Annotated in this window: 18 protein-coding genes and 2 tRNA genes; 14 read left to right on the top strand and 6 right to left on the bottom strand. The window is 60.8% G+C overall.

Annotated features, from left to right (window positions below):
• Window positions 1-130: 130 nt before the first annotated feature.
• Both ACUXUR_RS19290 and ACUXUR_RS19285 read left to right on the top strand, forming a co-directional pair.
• Window positions 131-829, top strand: coding sequence for an alpha/beta fold hydrolase (locus ACUXUR_RS19290; RefSeq protein ID WP_445503981.1), 699 nt, complete (start codon window positions 131-133; stop codon window positions 827-829).
• A 312-nt stretch (window positions 830-1,141) separates the two neighbouring features.
• Complete coding sequence (locus tag ACUXUR_RS19285) at window positions 1,142-1,795, top strand: outer membrane protein (protein WP_445503980.1); 654 nt, start codon at window positions 1,142-1,144, stop codon at window positions 1,793-1,795.
• A gap of 253 nt (window positions 1,796-2,048) precedes the next feature.
• Here ACUXUR_RS19285 and ACUXUR_RS19280 read toward each other — a convergent pair whose 3' ends face one another.
• A complete protein-coding gene (locus ACUXUR_RS19280) occupies window positions 2,049-2,393 on the bottom strand; it encodes a DUF1236 domain-containing protein (RefSeq protein ID WP_445503979.1) in 345 nt (114 codons plus the stop codon).
• A 500-nt stretch (window positions 2,394-2,893) separates the two neighbouring features.
• On the opposite strand from ACUXUR_RS19280, the gene ACUXUR_RS19275 reads away from it, so the two are divergent.
• The gene (locus ACUXUR_RS19275) at window positions 2,894-3,682 is read left to right on the top strand and encodes a bestrophin-like domain (protein WP_445503978.1); all 789 of its coding nucleotides are present in this window, start codon (window positions 2,894-2,896) and stop codon (window positions 3,680-3,682) included.
• A 399-nt stretch (window positions 3,683-4,081) separates the two neighbouring features.
• On the opposite strand, the gene glnA is transcribed toward ACUXUR_RS19275, so the two are convergent.
• On the bottom strand, window positions 4,082-5,491 hold the full coding sequence (gene glnA, locus ACUXUR_RS19270) for a type I glutamate--ammonia ligase (RefSeq protein WP_445503977.1): 1,410 nt from the start codon (window positions 5,489-5,491) through the stop codon (window positions 4,082-4,084).
• A gap of 64 nt (window positions 5,492-5,555) precedes the next feature.
• On the bottom strand, window positions 5,556-5,894 hold the full coding sequence (locus ACUXUR_RS19265; protein WP_445503976.1) for a P-II family nitrogen regulator: 339 nt from the start codon (window positions 5,892-5,894) through the stop codon (window positions 5,556-5,558).
• Between the two features lie 180 nt (window positions 5,895-6,074).
• On the opposite strand from ACUXUR_RS19265, the gene ACUXUR_RS19260 reads away from it, so the two are divergent.
• Window positions 6,075-7,559 (top strand): NAD(P)H-hydrate dehydratase, encoded by a 1,485-nt coding sequence (locus ACUXUR_RS19260; RefSeq protein ID WP_445503975.1) that lies wholly within the window; start codon window positions 6,075-6,077, stop codon window positions 7,557-7,559.
• On the opposite strand, the gene ACUXUR_RS19255 is transcribed toward ACUXUR_RS19260, so the two are convergent.
• Entirely contained in the window at window positions 7,552-8,907 is a 1,356-nt protein-coding gene (locus ACUXUR_RS19255; RefSeq protein WP_445503974.1) for a multicopper oxidase family protein, read from the bottom strand. The genes ACUXUR_RS19260 and ACUXUR_RS19255 overlap by 8 nt on opposite strands.
• A gap of 168 nt (window positions 8,908-9,075) precedes the next feature.
• On the opposite strand from ACUXUR_RS19255, the gene ACUXUR_RS19250 reads away from it, so the two are divergent.
• The 7 genes from ACUXUR_RS19250 (at window position 9,076) to ACUXUR_RS19220 (ending at window position 16,231) form a co-directional block, all read left to right on the top strand.
• Window positions 9,076-9,160, top strand: a tRNA-Leu gene (locus ACUXUR_RS19250).
• A 108-nt stretch (window positions 9,161-9,268) separates the two neighbouring features.
• Complete coding sequence (gene tig / locus ACUXUR_RS19245) at window positions 9,269-10,663, top strand: trigger factor (RefSeq protein WP_445503973.1); 1,395 nt, start codon at window positions 9,269-9,271, stop codon at window positions 10,661-10,663.
• A 79-nt stretch (window positions 10,664-10,742) separates the two neighbouring features.
• Window positions 10,743-11,375, top strand: a complete 633-nt coding sequence (locus ACUXUR_RS19240) for an ATP-dependent Clp protease proteolytic subunit (protein ID WP_445503972.1) — start codon at window positions 10,743-10,745, stop codon at window positions 11,373-11,375.
• 225 nt (window positions 11,376-11,600) lie between these two features.
• Entirely contained in the window at window positions 11,601-12,869 is a 1,269-nt protein-coding gene (gene clpX / locus ACUXUR_RS19235) for an ATP-dependent Clp protease ATP-binding subunit ClpX (protein WP_445503971.1), read from the top strand.
• 230 nt (window positions 12,870-13,099) lie between these two features.
• Window positions 13,100-15,526 carry an endopeptidase La gene (gene lon / locus ACUXUR_RS19230; RefSeq protein WP_445503970.1) on the top strand — a complete coding sequence of 809 codons (2,427 nt, stop codon included), beginning with the start codon at window positions 13,100-13,102 and terminating at the stop codon, window positions 15,524-15,526.
• Window positions 15,527-15,720: 194 nt separating this feature from the next.
• The gene (locus ACUXUR_RS19225; protein WP_445503969.1) at window positions 15,721-15,999 is read left to right on the top strand and encodes an HU family DNA-binding protein; all 279 of its coding nucleotides are present in this window, start codon (window positions 15,721-15,723) and stop codon (window positions 15,997-15,999) included.
• 156 nt (window positions 16,000-16,155) lie between these two features.
• A tRNA-Val gene (locus tag ACUXUR_RS19220) sits at window positions 16,156-16,231 on the top strand.
• Window positions 16,232-16,274: 43 nt separating this feature from the next.
• Here the strand turns inward: ACUXUR_RS19220 and ACUXUR_RS19215 are convergent.
• Both ACUXUR_RS19215 and ACUXUR_RS19210 read right to left on the bottom strand, forming a co-directional pair.
• Entirely contained in the window at window positions 16,275-16,844 is a 570-nt protein-coding gene (locus tag ACUXUR_RS19215; RefSeq protein ID WP_445503968.1) for a DUF1003 domain-containing protein, read from the bottom strand.
• A gap of 176 nt (window positions 16,845-17,020) precedes the next feature.
• Window positions 17,021-17,383 carry a hypothetical protein gene (locus ACUXUR_RS19210; RefSeq protein ID WP_445503967.1) on the bottom strand — a complete coding sequence of 121 codons (363 nt, stop codon included), beginning with the start codon at window positions 17,381-17,383 and terminating at the stop codon, window positions 17,021-17,023.
• Window positions 17,384-17,670: 287 nt separating this feature from the next.
• Here ACUXUR_RS19210 and ACUXUR_RS19205 point away from each other — a divergent pair, with 287 nt between their 5' ends.
• The 3 genes from ACUXUR_RS19205 to ACUXUR_RS19195 form a co-directional block, all read left to right on the top strand.
• Entirely contained in the window at window positions 17,671-19,638 is a 1,968-nt protein-coding gene (locus ACUXUR_RS19205; RefSeq protein WP_445503966.1) for a putative bifunctional diguanylate cyclase/phosphodiesterase, read from the top strand.
• A gap of 4 nt (window positions 19,639-19,642) precedes the next feature.
• Window positions 19,643-19,810, top strand: a complete 168-nt coding sequence (locus tag ACUXUR_RS19200) for a hypothetical protein (protein ID WP_445503965.1) — start codon at window positions 19,643-19,645, stop codon at window positions 19,808-19,810.
• 204 nt (window positions 19,811-20,014) lie between these two features.
• Window positions 20,015-20,439 (top strand): PAS-domain containing protein (locus ACUXUR_RS19195; protein ID WP_445503964.1); only part of this gene is annotated, 425 nt, incomplete at its 3' end.

Here is a 20,439-nt window from a genome sequence, read left to right as displayed (position 1 = left end):
GCGCTCTACGGCAACAAACAGGCGCGAGACTGGTTTCACCTGAGGCTCTTGCTCAAGTTAAGGTGTGGCGGGACCATAGGACAAGCTAGGCGCTTGTCAATACAAGCAAACTTGCAAGGGAAAAGAGGCAATGGCCGAAACGCTCGTTCTGATTCCTGGTTTAGCCTGCAATGCGCGCCTGTTCGAGGCACAGATCTCGGCCTTGTCCGGCACCAGGAACATTGTCGTTGCCAACCACGCCCAAGATGATTCGGTTCCTGCGATTGCAGCCCGCCTGTTGAAGGATGCCCCGGAACAGTTCTCCCTCGCGGGGCTCTCCATGGGCGGATACGTGGCTATGGAGGTCATGCGTCAGGCTCCTGAACGCGTTCAGCGCCTTGCCTTGCTCGATACAACCGCCAGACCGGATACGCCGGAGGCAACCCAGGAACGCGAGCGCCTCATCGCCCTGGCCCAGTCCGGGCGTTACGAGGATATCATCACGAATTGGTGGCCCCGTCTCGTTCATCCTGATCGGCGGGACGACACGGCTCTGCAGGATGTGATGGCGGACATGATGCGGCAGGTCGGAGCAGAGGCCTATATCAGACAGCAACACGCCATCATGGCACGGGTCGATTCCCGCCCTCTGCTGCCCGGAATCGAAATTCCGACGCTGATTCTCGTCGGGGAGGGCGATGCCGTCACCCCACCTGATACCGCCAGGGAAATGGCCGAGATGATCGAATGGGCTTCCCTCGTGGTGATTCCCGAGGCGGGGCACCTGTCCACCCTGGAGCAGCCGGAGCATGTCACGCACGCCCTGCGATTATGGCTCGAAGAAGGCTGATCAAACGGCAGGAGAGGTATTCCTTTGAGGAATGGTCAATGTTTCCTTACCCGCCTGCGCGCGGCACATTAGGGTGCTGTTAACTATTGTGACGGCGAGCATTAGCCAAATAATTCAATAATTTACCCTCTTTATGCTAGGCCTCGTTTTTGCCGCGGCTGGTCCCGACCCAGCTCCTCAGTCGTGCCACTCTGTCCTTTCGGAAGAACCTGGCGCAGCTTCCCTGGGAGAGTGTGGCGCAAAAGTGACAGACGTTCCGGCAACCCTGAGTTAGAAGCGGAGCCATAGCCTTCTTTGTGAACGGATATAACTATGAAAAAGATTCTCCTCGCTTCGGTTGCCCTGCTCGGCCTCACTGCTGCTGCTTCGGCTGCTGACCTTCCCTCCCGCCGCGCTCCGGCTCCGATCGTCGCTGCCGTTCCGGTCTTCACCTGGACGGGCTTCTACGTCGGTGTGAACGCCGGCGTCGGCTTCAACGACAACGACGAAGACGAAATCGTGTTCGGCGGCACCACGATCATCGGCGACAGCGATGACGACGCCAGCTTCATCGGCGGTGCTCAGATCGGCTACAACTACCAGATCGGCTCGTTCGTGGTCGGTGTTGAGGGCGACATCCAGTACGCTGACTTCGGTAGCACCACCTACGACTTCGGCGGTGGCGACGTCGTCACGGTCGATTCCGAAGATTGGTTCGGTACTGTCCGTGCTCGCGCTGGTGTGGCCTTCGGTCAGGCCCTCATCTACGCCACCGGCGGTTTCGCTTTCGCTGACGACCGCACCGGCTGGACCGTTGGCGGCGGCCTCGAGTACGCCTTCACCAACAACCTCTCGGCTAAGATCGAAGGCCTGTACGTGAACCTCGAGGACGACGACTTCGAGTTTGCTGGCACGACCTTCAGCACCGGTGAGACCGATTTCGGCGTGATCCGCGCTGGTCTGAACTACCGTTTCGGCACCTACTAAGATCCGTCGCTTCCGCGACAGAAAAGGCCCGGAGAAATCCGGGCCTTTTTCGTTAGCGCATCGTGCGGACCCGAAGGGCCGCGTCAGCGAAAAGTGGACCCGGTTTTCCGCGCAGACGATGCGCTTATCAAGAAAGAGCATCGGGTTGATCCCAAAAGTGCAAGTCCACTTTTGGGTCCGAGGCTCTAGAGACATGCTCAAAAGAAAAAATGCCGCTCCGGCGAGGGAGCGGCATTCTTGAAGCAAATTGCGGTTACTCGACGATGGTCACGACCTTGCGGGTCTTGGGGTCTACGAGAACCACGTCGTCGTTATAGACGAAGTAGCTGTATCCTTTCACCGAAGGGATATCCGACACGATGGTGTCAGGGACAGTCTGCAATTCAACGGTGTCGGGCACCGTCGCACCCACAGTGACGCGCTCCTTGATGGTCACGGGCTTGGCCGTACCGAGGCGCTGATGAATGACGGTGCGCTGTTCCGGAGCTATCGTGATGGAGCCGGTGGTTTCCGTGGTCGTTACTGAGGTCTGGGCGCCAGCCGGAACAGCGGCCATCAGACCGATAGCAGCAGCAGCGGCAATCATCATTGCTTTCATCGTTTGACTCCTCTGAACAATCCTGAATTGCCTGAGCCGGGCTCAAGCCCGCAGTCACTCTGATCGACCGCGTCGGGCTGGCTAACTCGGGAGGCAGGGAAATCGTTCCTGATTCGCGGCACTTTTTGTCCTGAGGGCAGCCCTTGGAACAGCGGAGGTTCACGCGAAACCAGAACCAGCGGGGTGACGTAGTTGAGGCACTCATGCGCTCGAAGAGGTCTCAGATCCCGCCCACCGTTGGTTATACCGTTGAGCGGGGTGCAGTAGGCTGGCATAGTCGCGGTATGAAGACCCGCTTCCATTACACGCTACAGCCAGTCAGAAGCGGGTACCGTGACAGCGGCTCGACCTGCCGTTGGCCACCATCAACATTCCTGCCATGAATGGCCGGGTTCTTGAGGTAGCATTCATCGGCGGCGGCTATGACGCGCAACTCTTCCCGGTGAGGATACCGGGGCTGAGGACACCAGCCCCTACTTTTTGTGAAGGCGGCGGACATCATGGACTGGCTATACAAGCTGATCGCTAACAGTAGCGATGCGGTCATTCTCGTCGGGGGAGTGGTCAGCACCGCTGTTCTTGCCCTTGTTCTCGCCCTGATCTCGCGGTGGCTTCTCTTTTCACCCCGCAACGAGGCCTTGGAGAGCCACAGCAAGCTGGCCGATATGGTCCATGGAAGCCTTCTGGCATTCTCCGTTTTCGTTCTTGCTCTGGTATTGACGGAAGTCCGCTCCAACCTCGGGAAGGCGGACGACGTGGAGCTTCGGGAAGCCTCGGTCATCACGCGGCTTGTTCGAGACCTCCAGACTTTGAAGACCGGGGATGCGTTAACCGCGATTGAGCGCGTCAAGGATTATGTCAGGTCGGCGGTCTCAGCAGAGTGGAAGACGCTCGCCCAGTATGAGCCCTTGCTTGCAGAGGAAACAGACCATGCCATGGCGTCGCTCGTAGCGCAGGTCAACACGGTGGCAGCAAACAATCCTGCAGCCGCCAGCACTTTACGAGCTTACGTGGAGAAGCTGGAAGATCTGCGCCAGAGCCGGCTCGAGAGCGCTACAAAGAGTGTGCCTCCGGTGTTCTGGTGGGTGATGGCCGTCTTCATCATCGGCGCAATGATCATGAACGGGCGCCATAAACTGGACGCCTTCGGAATGGCGCTGATCGCCTTCCACATGGGGGCAATCGGATTAGTTGTTGCGTTGATCCTGGTGATGGATGCGCCGTTTCGAGGAGATACGAGCGTCTCGCCGGCTTCGCTGGTGAGGGCTGCAAGACTGTCGTCCCCATAGTGCAACTGCCTACGTCGAGCCCGCTTGGATCTTGGGAGTACTTGAACGAGAGCAACGGACGTTCCCGTGGGTCCGTAGCCGTCGGCGGTGAACGAGTTGCGGCATCGTGATGTCGTTTGTTTCAGCCTCCCGACGCAGCAGAAAGACGCGATGCGGATCGAGCTTGGAGTAGCGCCAGTCTCCTTCCGGCTTGGGCATGAGGCTGCGGTGGTGCGAAAGGCGATTATCAGCCGGGTCACGAACGCCACCAACACCTTGAAGACTTCACAGGGCACAGCCCGATGATCCGGCCAGAACAGCCGACGCCTTCAATCATAGAACTTCGCAATAAAAAAGCCGGAGCCTTGTGGGCTCCGGCAGGCAGGCTGCGAAAAGCAGCCGGGAGGAATACCGTTCCGATTAGACGGAATAGTACATCTGGAACTCAACCGGGTGCGGGGTCATCTCGAAGCGAGCGACCTCGGTCATCTTCAGCTCGATGTAGCTGTCGATGAAGTCGTCGTTGAACACGCCGCCGGCCTTGAGGAAGGCGCGGTCCTTGTCGAGGCTCGCGAGAGCTTCGCGGAGCGAGCCGCAGACCGTCGGGATCTTCTTGAGCTCCTTCGGGGGCAGATCGTAGAGATCCTTGTCCATCGCCTGACCGGGATCGATCTTGTTCACGATGCCGTCGAGACCGGCCATCAGCAGGGCCGCGAAGGCGAGGTACGGATTGGCGGTCGGATCGGGGAAGCGAACTTCGACGCGCTTGGCCTTCGGCGAAGTCGTCCACGGAATACGGCAGGAAGCCGAACGGTTGCGAGCCGAGTAGGCCAGCAGAACCGGAGCCTCATAGCCGGGAACGAGACGCTTGTAGGAGTTCGTCGACGGGTTGGTGAAGGCGTTCAGGGCCTTGGCGTGCTTGATGACGCCGCCGATGTACCACAGGCATTCCTGGGAGAGGTCGGCATACTTGTTGCCGGCAAAGAGGGGCTTGCCGCCCTTCCAGAGCGACTGGTGCACATGCATGCCCGAGCCGTTGTCGCCATAGACCGGCTTCGGCATGAAGGTGGCCGTCTTGCCGTAGGACTGAGCGACGTTGTGGATGCAGTACTTGTAGATCTGCATCTCGTCGGCGGTGCGGACGAGCGTGTTGAACTTCGTGCCGAGCTCGTGCTGAGCGGAAGCCACTTCGTGGTGGTGCTTCTCGACCGTCACGCCCATAGCCTTCATGGCGGCGAGCATTTCGCTGCGCATGTCCTGAGCGGAATCCAGCGGGGGAACCGGGAAGTAGCCGCCCTTGGTCGGGATGCGATGGCCGAGGTTGCCGCCTTCGTAGGCCGTGTCGCCGTTGATCGGCAGCTCGGCCGAATCGAGCTTGAAACCCGTATTGTAGGGGTCGGCCATGAACTTCACGTCATCGAACACGAAGAACTCGGCCTCGGGGCCGACATACACCGTGTCAGCGATGCCCGTGGACTTGAGGTAAGCCTCTGCCTTCTTGGCGATGCCGCGCGGGTCGCGGTTATAAGGTTCGCCCGTCGCCGGCTCGAGAATGTCGCAGTTGATCGACATGGTGGCCGCCGAGAAGAACGGGTCCATCTGGGCCGTCGTCGGGTCGGGCATGAGGGTCATGTCGGATTCGTTGATCGCCTTCCAGCCGGCGATGGACGAGCCGTCGAACATGATGCCGTCGGCGAACAGGTCTTCATCGACCATCGAGACGTCGAAGGTCACGTGTTGCCACTTGCCGCGCGGATCCGTGAAACGGAAGTCGACGTATTTGACGTCGTTATCTTTGATCGCCTTGAGCACATCCTTGGCGGTCTGCATGTCGTAGTCCTCTTCTGCCCTTGATTGTCCTCGGCTTGAAAGCCTTGGCTTGTGATAGGGGAGCTTAGATCGCGTCGGATCCGGTCTCGCCCGTACGGATGCGGACGGCCTCTTCGACCGTCGACACGAAAATTTTTCCGTCTCCGATGCGGCCCGTCTGGGCCGCCCTGCGGATGGCTTCGATGGCGCTTTCAGCCATGTCGTCGTTGAGGACGATCTCGAGCTTCACCTTGGGCAGAAAGTCGACGACGTATTCCGCGCCACGATACAGCTCGGTATGGCCCTTCTGGCGGCCGAAGCCTTTTGCCTCGATGACCGTGATGCCCTGGAGGCCAACCTCCTGGAGGGCTTCTTTGACTTCATCGAGCTTGAAAGGCTTGATGATGGCTTCGATCTTCTTCATCGGATAACCGTTTCGGTTCAGGACTTGCCGCTTTTAGCACCAGGACAGGGGTACCTTCCATGGTCTCTACGATTCAAACCGGGCAGAATTGCACCTCTCGAAGGCACTTCCTGCTCAAAGTTTGTGCATGTGCGGATTTCAACGGCAAAGGGGCCCTGAGTAATGATTTTGAGGCCCAAAATGCCTCCTGAACTCGTCCTTCGCCCCCAAGAAATGAAACAAGCGGACGCTGCGACCATCGCAACGGGCATTCCGGGCATCGAACTCATGCGGCGCGCCGGTGGCGCAGTGGCCAACGCTGCTGCCGAAATGCTCACGAAAGAGGCGAAGGTGGTTGTCGCTGCCGGCCCTGGTCAAAATGGAGGCGATGGCTTCATCGTGGCGACTCTGCTGGCCCAGCAGGGCCACCGCGTCTCCATCGGATTGCTGGGAAACGCGGATCGGCTCTCGGGCGATGCCGCGCTGGCTGCGAAGGACTGGAAGGGGCCGGTTGAGGCCGCCGAGGACTTGTCCTTCGCGGAAGCGGATCTGATCGTTGATGCCCTGTTTGGCACCGGGCTCGCGCGTGACCTCGATGGTTCGGCCCGCACCGTCGTCGAGCGTATGAACGCATCCGGGAGGCCCATCCTGGCCGTCGATCTGCCATCCGGCATCGATGGCGATACAGGCCAGGTGAGGGGCGTTGCGGTCAGGGCTGTGCGCACGGTGACCTTTGCTGCCCGCAAGCCGTGCCACCTGCTGATGCCGGGACGTGCTTTCAGCGGTCAGGTGGAGGTCGCCGACATCGGCATTGCCAGCGAGACGCTTGCCGCATCGGGTGGAAAGCTCTTCGCCAACGCTCCTGCTCTCTGGCTCGACAAGCTGCCGAGGCCGGAACTCTCCTCTCATAAATATGACCGCGGCCACACGCTTGTGGTCTCAGGTGGTGCGACCCGAACCGGTGCTGCGCGCCTGGCGGCCCGGGCGGCTTTGCGGATCGGATCAGGCCTCGTCACCGTAGCCTCGCCGCCCGAGGCCCTTGGGGTGAATGCGGCCCAGCTCACTGCCGTGATGCTCAGGGGCTGCGATGGACCTGAGGGGCTCCATCATATTCTGCAGGACGTGCGCCTGAACGCCCTGGCGCTCGGACCGGCCCTCGGGGTGCATTCCGGCACCCGCGCCATGGTGGCCGTTGCTGCCCATGCGCGGCGCGGCCTCGTGCTCGATGCGGATGCCCTGACCTCTTTCGAAGGCTTAGCCTCGGAGCTTCATCAGGCTTTCCATTATGCCCCGACCGTGCTGACGCCTCACGACGGCGAGTTCAAGCGCCTGTTCAAGGGTCATCCGGATATCCTTGATCCGGAATCGAAAATCGAGCGTGCGCACCGTGCAGCGGTCTACACGGATGCGGTCGTGGTGTTGAAGGGGCCGGATACGGTCATCGCCGCTCCCGATGGCCGGGCCGCGATCAACGAGAACGGCACTCCTTATCTCGGCACGGCAGGCACGGGCGATACGCTGTGCGGCATCATCGCCGGGCTCATGGCCCAAGGTCTGCCGGCTTTCGAAGCCGCCAGTACAGGCGTCTGGATCCATGCCGAGGCGGGCGCGAGCTTCGGGCCGGGGCTGATCGCGGAGGATCTGTCCGAGTTGATCCCGGGCGTTCTCCGCAAGCTCCTTAACTGACATCGATCCAGGTCCACAGGCCCGTGTCGAACCGCTCCATCACGGTCGAGGCGAAAAGCCACTTGCCCGGATTGTCGGCCACGAAGGCAATGCGGATCGTCTTGTTCTCGGGGATCTGGACCGTATCCAGCCAATAGGGCTCCCAGCCATCATCCAGGGGGTGCAGGAGCCGGAATGAATGTCCGTGCAGGTGCATGGACTGGAGAAAGGCGGTCTCGTTTTTCAAGGCCAGGACCACGGGCGTGCCGCGCTTGACCTTCACGAGAGGCGCGTCCGAGGGCTTGCCTGTGGCGCCGTTGACCGTCCAGAGAGCATTGGTCTTGGGATCGCCCTTGATCACCACATCTTTGCGCGTGGCATCCTGGAGCTTGATAGCCTCCGGCAGCTTGGCGTTGGGCGGCAGCGGGGCGATGGGCGGCTGGCTCGCGCGCGGGCTGCCTTCCGTCAGAATTTCAGCGAGCGGGAACCCGTTGCCGATTTGAGCAATCACCGTGCTGCTCTGACCTGCTTCAACCGGCAGGTCGATCAGAAGATCATAACGGTTGCCAGGGGCAAAAGGTAGTACGGACTTCAACGGCTCGAAGGTGCTGGAGGGCTGCCCGTCCACGGCGATCACATACGCCTTCAATCCGTCGAAGCGCAGGCGCATGGTGCGTGCATTGCAGGCATTGGCAAGGCGGAGCCGGATTCGCCCTCCAGGCAGGGCCTTGATCTGCTGCGGGGTCGGCTTGCCATTCAGCGACAGGAAGTTGCCAAGACGCCCCGCAGGAGCCGGCTCGGCGAGCGCAAGGCTGCCGTCTTCGGCGAGGGCCCAATCGTCCACAAGCAGAGCGATGTCCTGATCGACCTGGGGAGGATTGGCCTCTTCGACGATCAGGAGGGCCGACAGCCCACGCTCCATTGGTTCGGCGCTGCCGCCAAGGATACAGGGGCGGATCAGGAAGGTGCCCGGATCAGGCGGGGTGAAGGTGTAATCGAAGCTCCCGCCTGAGGCGACGGGCTTTTGGGTCAGGGCACCGACGCCATCCATGGTATTCGGGACCCGAACTCCATGAAAATGCAGGGACAGGGGCAGGGCGGTTTCGTTCTTCAGAGAAAGCCGCATGTCTGCCCCGTGTTTCAAGCTGAACACAGGGGCCAGTTCGCCATTGAGAGTCCAGAGGTCGGCTTCCTTCGCCGCATCTGGGCGCAGGCGCAGAGCAGCGGGTTTGGCGGTGACGGTCCACCGAAGTCCGTTGCCCTTGAGCCTATTCACAGCCGGCGGGGAGGCTGTCTGGGCTTCCGTCCGTCCCGCCAAGCCAATCAGTGTGACGGCAAGGCCTGCGGTGGCGGTGCGGCGGGTGATCATCGGGAGAACTCACGAGGGAAATCGGGCGTAGGGGGTTATCTTCTTGAACGGAAAAGGCCAAGTTCGGTTGCCGGTTCAGCCCACACGAACTTTTTTGATGCATGGCGCGCCAAGCATGCTATAGAGCCGCGTCCCGGAAGAGGGGCGCGTGTATCGTGCTGCTCCCAGGCGGGCGTGGCGGAACTGGTAGACGCACTGGATTTAGGTTCCAGCGACGCAAGTCGTGGGGGTTCGACTCCCTCCGCCCGCACCAATCGTCAGGATTGGATCCGGAGGCTCCTGGCAACTGGTTGGCGGCGCTCTTGCCGCGTCGGCCGGAGCCTAACATCAATTTTTCGAGTGAACGAAGGCGAATAGAACAATGCAGGTGACGGAAACACTGTCCCAAGGCTTGAAGCGAGAGTTCAAGGTCGTGCTCCCGGCCACCGAGTTGGAGCAGCGCCTGAACAGCGAGCTGGACAACATCAAGGATCGCGTGCGGATCAACGGCTTCCGCCCCGGCAAGGTGCCGGTTGCTCACCTGCGTAAGGTCTATGGCCGTTCCGTGATGTCCGACGTTCTCCAGAACGCCGTCAACGAGGCCAACCGCAAGATCGTCGAGGATAACGGCCTGAAGCTCGCCCACGAGCCCCAGATCCAGTTCCCCGAGGACAAGGAGACGATCGAGAAGGCCATGGACGCCAAGGGCGATCTGGCTTTCACCGTGGCTCTCGAGGTTCTCCCCGAGTTCGAGCTGGCCGATCTGTCGGACGTGAGCGTGAAGAAGCCGGTGGCTGAGGTTTCCGATGCGGAAATCAACGAGTCGCTCGAGCGCATGGCCAAGCAGAACCGCACCTTCGAGAAGAAGGACGGCGCCTCGGCCGATGGCGACCGCGTCGTCGTCGACTTCGTCGGCCGTATCGACGGTGCCGAGTTCGAGGGCGGCAAGGGCCAGGACGTCCGTGTGGAGCTGGGCTCCAACACCTTCATCCCGGGCTTCGAGGAACAGCTCATCGGCCTGAAGGCCGGCGACACCAAGCTCGTGAAGGTCAAGTTCCCGGAGAACTATCTGGCCGCGCACCTGGCCGGAAAGGACGCCGAGTTCGACGTGACCGTGAAGGAGGTCGAGGCTCCCGGCGAGCTGAAGATCGACGACGAGATGGCCAAGGGCTTCGGCATGGAGTCCCTGGACAAGCTTAAAGAAGCCATCCGTGACGCCATCCAGCGCGACTTCGACACTCAGTCCCGCCGCAAGGTGAAGAAGGAGCTCCTCGACGCTCTCGATGCCAAGTACAGCTTCGAACTGCCCCCGAGCCTGGTCGAGCAGGAGTTCGCTGCCGTGTGGTCGCAGGTCGAAGCCGACATGAAGTCGAACGGCCGCACCTTCGCTGACGAGGACACCACCGAGGAAGAGGCCAAGGCTGACTATCGCAAGATCGCCGAGCGCCGCGTTCGCCTCGGCTTGGTCCTTGCGCAGATCGGTGAGAAGTCCGATATCAAGATTTCCGACGATGAGGTGACTCAGGCCCTCATCGAGCGGGTCCGCCAGTATCCCGGCCAGGAGCGGCAGGTCTGGGAGTTCTACCAAAAGAACCCGCAGGCTCTAGCTGAAATCCGGGCTCCTCTGTTCGAGGAGAAAGTTGTCGACCAGATCCTCTCCCAGGTGAAGGTGAATGAAGAGAAGGTTTCCAAGGACGCTCTCTTCAGCGACGATGACGCCGAGACCGATTCCAAGCCGACGGGTAAGGGCGGTAAGAAAGCCAGCAAGGGCGAGTAACGCTTCATCTCGAGCGTCTCGCAGCTTGCATCAATCAGACGGCCGCGCGTTCTGCGCGGCCGCTTTGGAGCAGTGAGACATGAGAGATCCGGTAGCGCTCTATAACAACACGCTCGTTCCCATGGTGGTCGAGCAGTCGAACCGCGGCGAGCGCGCCTTCGACATCTATTCGCGCCTCCTGCGCGAACGGATTATCTTCCTGACGGGTCCGGTCGAAGACTATTCGGCTTCGCTCATCGTGGCGCAGCTTCTCTTCCTTGAGGCCGAGAACCCGAAGAAGGAGATTTCCTTCTATATCAATTCGCCCGGCGGCGTCGTGACCTCCGGCCTGTCGATCTACGACACCATGCAGTTCATCCGTTGCCCGGTTTCGACGCTGTGCGTCGGTCAGGCGGCCTCGATGGGTTCGCTTCTCCTGACCGCAGGCGAAAAGGGCATGCGCTTTGCGCTCCCGAATGCTCGAATCATGGTTCACCAGCCCTCCGGCGGTTACCAGGGGCAAGTCACGGACATCATGATTCATGCCCGCGAGAGCGAAGCCCTCAAGCGGCGCCTCAACGAGATCTACGTGGGCCATACCGGCCGCAACTACGAAGAAATCGAGCGGGCCCTCGAGCGCGACAACTTCATGACCGCGGAAGCTGCCCGTGAGTTCGGCCTCATCGATCAGGTGATCGAGAAGCGTCCCGAGCCAGCGGCAGCACCGGCCTAATCCTTAAAATCTGGGGAAAAATTCTCCCCAGGTGCGTCTTTTTGGCCTGTAATCCCGTTTCTGTTGATCGCGCGCCCGGGCCGTGATTGCATGTGGATTCGGGAGACGAGGCGATTTGACTGCGAAAATTGTTAGCGTCGGAACCTTTCATTAGTTCTGACGCTCATAACTTAAGAGGTGCGGGGTCGGCACAGGGCCGTCCCGGCACGGATTGGAGATGTGATAATGACCAAGGCTGGCGGCAACGACTCCAAGAGCACGCTGTACTGCTCCTTTTGCGGCAAGAGCCAGCACGAGGTTCGCAAGCTGATCGCTGGCCCGACGGTTTTCATCTGCGATGAATGCGTCGAGCTCTGCATGGACATCATCCGCGAGGAGTCGAAATCGTCTCTCGTGAAGTCCCGGGATGGCGTGCCCACCCCGAAGGAAATCAGCCGCGTTCTGGATGACTACGTGATCGGCCAGGAGCACGCCAAGAAGGTGCTCTCGGTGGCGGTCCACAACCATTACAAGCGCCTGGCCCACGCGACGAAGCACAACGACGTGGAGCTGGCGAAGTCCAACATCCTGCTGATCGGTCCGACCGGCTCGGGCAAGACGCTGCTTGCGCAGACGCTCGCCCGCATCCTGGACGTGCCTTTCACCATGGCCGACGCCACGACGCTGACCGAAGCCGGTTACGTGGGTGAGGATGTCGAGAACATCATTCTGAAGCTGCTCCAGGCCTCCGACTATAATGTCGAGCGGGCGCAGCGCGGCATCGTCTATATCGACGAAATCGACAAGATCTCCCGCAAGTCCGACAACCCGTCGATCACCCGCGACGTGTCGGGCGAGGGCGTGCAGCAGGCTCTCCTGAAGATCATGGAAGGCACCGTTGCCTCCGTGCCTCCGCAGGGCGGCCGCAAGCACCCGCAGCAGGAATTCCTGCAGGTGGACACGACCAACATCCTGTTCATCTGCGGCGGTGCCTTCGCCGGTCTCGAGCGGATCATTGCCGGCCGCGGCAAGGGCACCTCCATCGGCTTCGGCGCCACGGTGAGCTCGCCGGATGACCGCCGCACGGGCGAGATCTTCCGCGAGGTGGAGCCCGAGGATCTCCTGAAGTTCGGCCTCATCCCCGAGTTCGTCGGCCGTCTGCCCGTCCTGGCGACGCTGGAGGACCTCGATGAGGAAGCCCTGAAGAAGATCCTGCAGGAGCCGAAGAACGCCCTGGTGAAGCAGTACCAGCGCCTGTTCGAGATGGAGAACGTGACCCTGACCTTCCAGGAGGAGGCCCTGACCCTCATCGCCCGCAAGGCGATCGAGCGGAAGACGGGTGCCCGCGGCCTGCGCTCCATCATGGAGGGCATCCTGCTGGAGACCATGTACGACCTGCCTGGCCTCGATTCCGTCGAGCAGGTGGTGATCGGCCCCGAGGTGGTGGAGGGTAAGGCCAAGCCGCTCTTCATTCATGGCGACCGCAGCGAGCAGACTGCGAGCGCCAGCGCTTAAAGGGTTCAGGGGGCTCCCTTCATGATGAAGGACGTTGCGGACACGGTTCTTGAAACGCGTATCCCGCAACGCCACATACTTACTTGCGTGGTGGCTGTCAGCTCATCCCCCGAGGGACGGCGCCACGTACCGGATGCAGCCCATAAAAAAAGCCTGAGCATTCCGGTATCCCGTCCGGGAACCAGCTTATTCAAGGGGCCCTCCGGACGCATACATAAGGATGTTGTCTCATGACACAGTCGAAGCCACGTCAGCCTGTTGTCCCGGGCTCGACCGGAACCTATGCGGTTCTGCCTCTTCGCGACATTGTCGTCTTCCCGCACATGATCGTCCCGCTCTTCGTCGGTCGCGAGAAGTCCATTCGTGCGCTTGAGGAAGTGGTCAAGAGCGATCGTCACATCCTGCTCGCGACGCAGATCGATGCGACGGATGATGATCCCGCTACGGACGCGATCTACAAGGTCGGTACGCTTGCCAACGTGCTCCAGCTCCTCAAGCTGCCCGACGGCACGGTGAAGGTGCTGGTCGAGGGTGCGAGCCGCGCGCAGGTGAAGACCTATGTCCGCACCGATGAATATTACGAGGCCGAAGCCGAAGTGCTTCCGGACTCCCTCGGCGACCAGATCGAGGCCGAGGCTCTCGCTCGCTCGGTGGTGGCAGAGTTCGAGAATTATGTGAAGCTCAACAAGAAGGTGTCGCCGGAGGTTGTCTCCGCCGTGACCCAGATCGACGAGCCTGCAAAGCTCGCCGATACGATTGCTTCGCATCTCGCCATCAAGATCGGCGACAAGCAGGCGATCCTGGAGACGCCGACCGTTGCGCAGCGCCTCGAGAAGGTGCTCGGCATGATGGAGAGCGAAATCTCCGTCCTGCAGGTCGAGAAGCGTATTCGGACGCGTGTGAAGCGTCAGATGGAGAAGACGCAGCGCGAGTACTATCTCAACGAGCAGATGAAGGCGATCCAGAAGGAACTCGGCGACGACGAAGGTCGCGACGAGCTGGCCGAGCTCGAAGAGAAGATCGAAAAGACCAAGTTCACGAAGGAAGCCCGCGAAAAGGCGCTGGGCGAGCTGAAGAAGCTCCGCCAGATGTCGCCCATGTCCGCGGAAGCGACCGTCGTGCGCAATTATCTCGACTGGCTGCTCGGTATTCCGTGGAACCGCCGCTCGAAGATGAAGAAGGACCTGAAGGCCGCCCAGGACATTCTCGATTCCGATCACTACGGTCTCGATAAGGTCAAGGAGCGCATCGTCGAGTACCTGGCCGTGCAGCAGCGCGCCAACAAGCTCACGGGCCCGATTCTCTGCCTCGTCGGTCCTCCCGGCGTAGGTAAGACCTCGCTCGGCAAGTCGATCGCCAAGGCCACGGGTCGCGAGTTCGTGCGCATGTCGCTTGGCGGCGTCCGTGACGAGTCGGAGATCCGCGGTCACCGCCGGACCTATATCGGCTCGATGCCCGGCAAGATCATCCAGTCGATGCGCAAGGCCAAGACCTCCAATCCGCTCATCCTGCTCGACGAGATCGACAAGATGGGCATGGACTTCCGCGGCGACCCGTCGGCGGCTCTGCTGGAGGTTCTCGACCCTGAGCAGAACAACTCGTTCAACGATCATTACCTGGAGGTCGATTACGATCTCTCCAGCGTGATGTTCGTGACGACGGCCAACACGCTCAACATTCCCGGCCCGCTTCTCGACCGCATGGAGGTGATCCGCATCGCGGGTTACACTGAGGAAGAGAAGGCCGAGATCGCCCGCACGCACCTGATCCCGTCGTCCACGCAGAAGCATGGCCTGCAGGAGAAGGAGTGGAAGATCGACGACGACGCTCTGCTCATGTTGATCCGCCGCTACACCCGCGAGGCGGGCGTGCGTAATCTCGAGCGCGAGATCAACAATCTCGTCCGCAAGGCGGTGAAGGAGATCCTTCTCTCCAAGGTGCCGTCCGTCGAGGTCACCACGGCCAATCTGCCGGACTTCCTTGGTCCCCCGCGCTTCCGCTACGGCGAGGCCGAGACGGAGGATTCGGTCGGGACGGTTACCGGTCTTGCCTGGACCGAGGTGGGGGGCGAGCTGCTCACCATCGAAGGCATCGGCATGCCGGGCAAGGGCAAGATGACCGTCACGGGCAACTTGCGGGACGTCATGAAGGAATCGATCTCGGCTGCGGCGTCTTACGTCCGCTCCCGTGCGGTTGCGTTTGGCGTGGAGCCGCCGCTGTTCGACCGTCGCGACATCCACGTGCACGTGCCGGAAGGCGCAACGCCGAAGGATGGCCCGTCCGCCGGTATCGCGATGGCGACCGCCATCGTCTCCGTCGTCACCGGTATCCCGGTTCGCCGTGATATCGCCATGACCGGCGAGGTCACGCTGCGGGGCAGGGTGCTGCCCATCGGCGGATTGAAGGAAAAGCTCCTGGCAGCCCTTCGCGGCGGCATCAAGAAGGTCTTGATCCCCGAGGAGAATGCCAAGGATCTGGTCGACATCCCGGCGAGCGTGAAGAACGGCATGGAGATCGTCCCGGTCTCCACCATGGATCAGGTGCTTCAGCATGCCCTCGTGCGCATGCCTGAACCGATCGAGTGGGACGAGGCTTCGGTTCTCAAGGGCCCCAAGCCCGCCGTCGAGGACGATGGGGCCGGAGTGGTCGCTCACTAACTGATTGACCTTGCGTTATGCGCAAACAGGCCCCCGGATGAGAAATCCGGGGGCTTTTTTCGTGCGAAACGGCATAAAATGGCCCATTTGCGGCGCTTTGGGGGTTGCTTCAGGGCAAGCTTTAGGCCACACGAATGCTCCCTGAAACGGTGATACATAACTTCACGATCGCCGTGATCACTGGAGGATACAAAATGAACAAAGGCGAGCTCGTTGCTGCCGTCGCCGACAAGGTCGGTCTTTCTCGTGGCCAGGCTGGTGAGGCGATCGACGCCGCCATCGAGGCGATCACCGGCGCCCTGAAGAAGGGCGACGAGGTGAAGATCGTCGGTTTCGGCACGTTCCTGGTGACCAACCGCGCTGCCGGTGAGGCCCGTAACCCGCGCACCGGCGAGAAGGTGCCCGTTCCGGCCTCCAAGGCTCCGAAGTTCCGCGCCGGCGCGGGCCTCAAGGACGCCGTCAACGCGAAGTAAGCGCTTTTAAAGCCGCATTCGCTTTTAGGAAGGCCAACACGCTTGCGTTGTTGGCCTTCTCTTTTTATGTCAGGGACGCATCAGGGCTGGAAACATCCGCAGCTTCTGATAAGACGCATGCTCCTTCGGAGACAGATTGCCGAAGGCATCGCAAAAGGGCGGTTAGCTCAGCTGGTAGAGCATCGGTTTTACACACCGCAGGTCGGGGGTTCGATCCCCTCACCGCCCACCATTCCTTCTCCCTGCCCCGGATCACGCGGCCGTAGGGGCGAACTTCAGATCTCGTTTTCCTTTTCATCCTCTGCAAGCCTGTCGAGCACCTTCTCGGGCGCGACGTGCTTTTCCAGCTCCTTCAGGCTGGGATCGGAGGCTTCCTCGATGCCGAGGCGTTCGGCAATGGCGATCGTGAGCGACAGAAGCCGCGTGATCTCGTGTTCCGACAGGAGATTGGTCTGAAGATCGAGCTCGGCCCTTCGATCGGCTTCGGCCGCGGCACGGTTCTGGCTGATGAGAACGAAGGTGGAGAGAAAGATGGCTTCCACAGAGGCGACCGTCGCCAGGATGACGAAACTCGGATCGAAGGGCGCGATGCCGGGGACAAGCCCCACATTGATGGCGGTCCATGCTCCAACCAGTGCCAGATGCAGATAGACGAAGAGCATGCTGCCGCTGAAGCGCGTAATGGTATCGGCAATACGATCCTGGAGGCCGGCCCGATCTTCCTCTGCCTGTCGCTTGTCGCGAAGCACATGGATGTTGCGTTCCAATACAGACGCAAAGTCTCCAGGCCGGAGTGTTCCAGTGCTCGGGCTATCATGCCCGTAGTCCCTTTTCCGCTCCGTCACAAACCCAATCCTTCTTCTCATGTGGGCAGGACAAGAACGACTGGTGCGCTGAAGAGTTCAGGAGCTTGCCGGAGGAGGGGGAGCGGCGCGTGAGGGTTGAGGTGGAACGCCGCACCCCTGCAACAAGAAGTATCGCGTAAAGTTTAGAGAAAATTCCTCCCGAGACGCTCCTGCAACTAGCCCGCTCCGCGACATGTGGAGCGGGCCATTTCTTGCGCGTCAGCCAGAGCTGTTACCGGATCGTCTTCTGCATGGCTTCCAGCATGGCGATATGCTCGCGGTTCTGCGAGTTCGATTGCAAATAGCGCTCCTGCACCTGGAGCAGGTCGGTGCCCTTGAAGCTGGGCCTCTAGATAGGCTTTGTCGACTTCGTCGTGGGCCTGCTGGTTCTGCAGCTTTGGCATCATGTCACGGGCACTGGCGTCCATCGACACGGAGCTTTGCATGTTCACGCCCGCTTGGCCGGTGGTTTGCGCCAGGGCAGGGGCGGTCACGATGGCGGCAGCGAGGCCACCAAGAAGGAGAAGGCGACGGCCCATAAGAATTCTCCTACTGAGAGCTCACGGCCGAGCCGCGACACGCCGGGAATAGCGCTCGACTCTGGGCTGCCGCTGTTGTCGCGAAGCCGGGCCATGGGGTTGGTTTCAGCACACGCACAACAGCGGCCATCATCGGCATTCAGGTGATCACGCTTACATACGACTCGACCCGTTGCGGCCCTTCGTAATCCATGAATTCGACAGTCGCCCGGCTACCGTGAAGATCATTAACTGCAAATTAAGGAGTGCCATGGACCGCTGGAAGCTGCTGCAAGGGGGAAAGCTTCATGTCCACTGGCACTACCGCATTTGATTTGCGGAAGTATATCGCGGCTGCGTTGCTGAGTACGGCCGCTCTGGGTGGATTGGTAGTGTTCGCCGTGGATCTCGCCATTGATCGGGCCGTCTCTGTCGATGCACGCGCCCGGGCGGAGGACTGGGCAAAATACTTTGTCGCGGCAATCCCGGAATTCGACGAGCTGGTCCGCAGCGGCCAGCTCACGGAACGTCAGAGAGCGGTGGTGTCGACCGCGATGGTTGGCAACGTGTTCCGCTTCAAGCTCTATGGCGCCAAAGGCAATGCCGTCCTCCAGTCCGACCTCCAAACATTTTCGAACCAGGAACAGCAAGACCATATCGACGATGAAGTGATGGAGGTGATCGCCAGCAAACAGCCGCTGGTTTCCATCAACGATGGTACCCGCGAGCGCAACATGCCATCGCTCTATGCCGAAGCGTATGTTCCGGTGCTCGATCGCGAGGGCAATTTGCGCGCCATTGCCGAGACCTATGTCGACGAGACGAGAACAGAAGCGTTCTTCCACCATTCCTTGGGGGCACTGGCTGTTGCGCTAGGTGTAGGTTTCGCCTTCTCCTTCGGGGTTCCGAGCGTGGCCTTTCTGATCCGGACGAGACAGGCGCGTGAAGTTCGCTACCGGGCAGAATTTCTCGCCAGCCACGATCCCATGACGGGCCTGCTTAACCGCACGCGGTTCTCGGAAATGCTCCAGGCCAGGTTAGCCGATCGGATGCCGGATAAGGAGTTGGCGGTTGTCTTTCTCGATGTCGACGACTTCAAGCTCATCAACGAAAGCTTCGGGCATGGGGCAGGGGACGAGTTCCTCAGGCACGTTGCGCGCGGCATCAGCCGTTTCTGCGGCAGCGAAGACATTGTCGCGCGCGCCGGCGGGGACGAGTTCGTGATCGCGCTGACCCGGGACGAGGTCGCCGAAATTGAGTCCGATGTAAAGGCGATCGTCACGACCATCGACGAGCCGATCTCTGTGGGCGGCAATACCATTGCCGCCCACGTCAGCGCAGGTATCTCCGTGATGGTGGATGAAGGGGTCACGGTCGAGGAGGCGCTGCGTCGCGCGGAGGTCGCTCTTTACGAATCCAAGATCGACGGCAAGAACATGGTGCGCCTGTTCTCGAGGGAGCTCGATGACCGCATGCGCAAGCGGCGCGAGCTTGAGGATTTGGTGCAGCATGCCACGGCGAACCAGAGCTTCGAACTTCACTATCAGCCATTGCTCGCTGCCGATGACGAGAGCTGCATCGGCTTTGAGGCCCTGCTGCGGCTCAGGGACCGCCAGGGCACCTATGTTCCTCCGGCCACGTTCGTCCCGATTGCCGAGTCCATGGGGCTGATCGCAACGATTGGCAGCTGGGTGATCATGGAAGCCACCCGGACCGCCGCGACCTGGCCTTCGGACACATTCGTTTCGGTCAACCTGTCGGTCCGTCAGTTTTTCGACCAGACGCTGGTCTCGACCGTCGGCAGCGCGCTCAAGGAGAGCGGCCTGGCACCGCATCGGCTTGAGCTGGAGGTCACCGAGACCATGCTGATGGAGAACACCGAGAGCACTGCCGAGCAACTCAGCTCTCTCAAGGCGCTTGGTGTCTCCGTGGCCATGGACGATTTCGGCACGGGCTATTCGAGCCTCGCCTACTTGTGGCAGTTCGGCTTCAACAAGCTCAAAATCGACCGATCCTTCGTGAGCGCGCTCGACAAGGACGAGCACAGGGCCCGTCAGATTCTGAACACCATCATCACGCTCGCCCACCAGCTGGGCATGAAGGTGACGGCCGAGGGGATCGAGACCAAGCGGCAGGCCGACATATTACGCGGGCTCGCCTGCGATCAGTTCCAGGGCTATCTCTTCAGCCGACCGAGGCCCGCGAATGGCCTGGCATCGATGCTTGCCACTTCGGGGATGGCACGGGCCTCTGTCGCGAATCTTGGCCGGAGCTGAAGAGATGGAAATGAACTTCGTGCCGCGTCATGCAGCAAGCCGTTCAATCTGCTTGCAAGGGGTGGGCATGGTCGCTGACCACGGCGCGTCCATTGAGCGCCTGCTAAACCTTCTGACGATGCAGGCGCGGGCGATCCTTGCCGCCAGGGGTCTCGAGCAGCTTCGGTCCTGAGCGGGATGGTGCCGTTCCAGACCCTGCCGGGAGATGGCCCGTTGCTGCATCACTCCCAAATAATTCAGTCCGAAGCAAAATCGGCTGAAACCGGAAGCCTCGCCTGTCTCAGCTTAGAGGAAGGCTCGTCCTGGGGGATGTAATCGTTTACATTATGCGTTCCTTTCGCGCCTACAACTTCCTCTGATTCTGCTTTAGCTTGTGATGATGCAGTTCCCTCTCAATCTTGATGACGAGACCCTCCAGTCCCTCGTTGCAGCCCTGACCGAAAGCGGGCAGGCGGTCTCCATCTACGATGCTGGAGACAATCTTCGGTATGCCAACAGGACCTATCAAGACATCTTTCTGCAAGGCTATGAAGGGCCTTTCACGTTTACAGAAATCCTGAGATACGGGGCTAAGCACGGCATTGGCGTGAGGATCGATGACAATGATGTCGAGGCCCTCATCGCCCGAACCCTGCCGCGGCGCCGAAGCGTGCCCCGCAAGTCCTTCGAGACCGACTTCCTCGATGGCCGCTGGTTCTGGATGGACCACACGATCCTGCCGAACGGCTGGGTTCTGACCGTCGGCGCCGACATCACGGCCCTGAAACACAACGAAAAGTCGCTGCGCCAGGCGCATGAGAG

The organism is Microvirga medicaginis (genome assembly GCF_052658925.1).
This window is presented reverse-complemented; position numbering and strand designations above follow the sequence as displayed.

What these genes read in the sequence shown, in the direction of transcription:
- ACUXUR_RS19290 (WP_445503981.1), top strand. Translation starts at nt 131, where the DNA reads ATGGCCGAAACGCTCGTTCTGATTCCTGGTTTAGCCTGCAATGCGCGC.
- ACUXUR_RS19285 (WP_445503980.1), top strand. Translation starts at nt 1,142, where the DNA reads ATGAAAAAGATTCTCCTCGCTTCGGTTGCCCTGCTCGGCCTCACTGCT.
- ACUXUR_RS19280 (WP_445503979.1), bottom strand. Translation starts at nt 2,393, where the DNA reads ATGAAAGCAATGATGATTGCCGCTGCTGCTGCTATCGGTCTGATGGCC.
- ACUXUR_RS19275 (WP_445503978.1), top strand. Translation starts at nt 2,894, where the DNA reads ATGGACTGGCTATACAAGCTGATCGCTAACAGTAGCGATGCGGTCATT.
- glnA (WP_445503977.1), bottom strand. Translation starts at nt 5,491, where the DNA reads ATGCAGACCGCCAAGGATGTGCTCAAGGCGATCAAAGATAACGACGTC.
- ACUXUR_RS19265 (WP_445503976.1), bottom strand. Translation starts at nt 5,894, where the DNA reads ATGAAGAAGATCGAAGCCATCATCAAGCCTTTCAAGCTCGATGAAGTC.
- ACUXUR_RS19260 (WP_445503975.1), top strand. Translation starts at nt 6,075, where the DNA reads ATGCCTCCTGAACTCGTCCTTCGCCCCCAAGAAATGAAACAAGCGGAC.
- ACUXUR_RS19255 (WP_445503974.1), bottom strand. Translation starts at nt 8,907, where the DNA reads ATGATCACCCGCCGCACCGCCACCGCAGGCCTTGCCGTCACACTGATT.
- tig (WP_445503973.1), top strand. Translation starts at nt 9,269, where the DNA reads ATGCAGGTGACGGAAACACTGTCCCAAGGCTTGAAGCGAGAGTTCAAG.
- ACUXUR_RS19240 (WP_445503972.1), top strand. Translation starts at nt 10,743, where the DNA reads ATGAGAGATCCGGTAGCGCTCTATAACAACACGCTCGTTCCCATGGTG.
- clpX (WP_445503971.1), top strand. Translation starts at nt 11,601, where the DNA reads ATGACCAAGGCTGGCGGCAACGACTCCAAGAGCACGCTGTACTGCTCC.
- lon (WP_445503970.1), top strand. Translation starts at nt 13,100, where the DNA reads ATGACACAGTCGAAGCCACGTCAGCCTGTTGTCCCGGGCTCGACCGGA.
- ACUXUR_RS19225 (WP_445503969.1), top strand. Translation starts at nt 15,721, where the DNA reads ATGAACAAAGGCGAGCTCGTTGCTGCCGTCGCCGACAAGGTCGGTCTT.
- ACUXUR_RS19210 (WP_445503967.1), bottom strand. Translation starts at nt 17,383, where the DNA reads ATGGGCCGTCGCCTTCTCCTTCTTGGTGGCCTCGCTGCCGCCATCGTG.
- ACUXUR_RS19205 (WP_445503966.1), top strand. Translation starts at nt 17,671, where the DNA reads ATGTCCACTGGCACTACCGCATTTGATTTGCGGAAGTATATCGCGGCT.
- ACUXUR_RS19200 (WP_445503965.1), top strand. Translation starts at nt 19,643, where the DNA reads ATGGAAATGAACTTCGTGCCGCGTCATGCAGCAAGCCGTTCAATCTGC.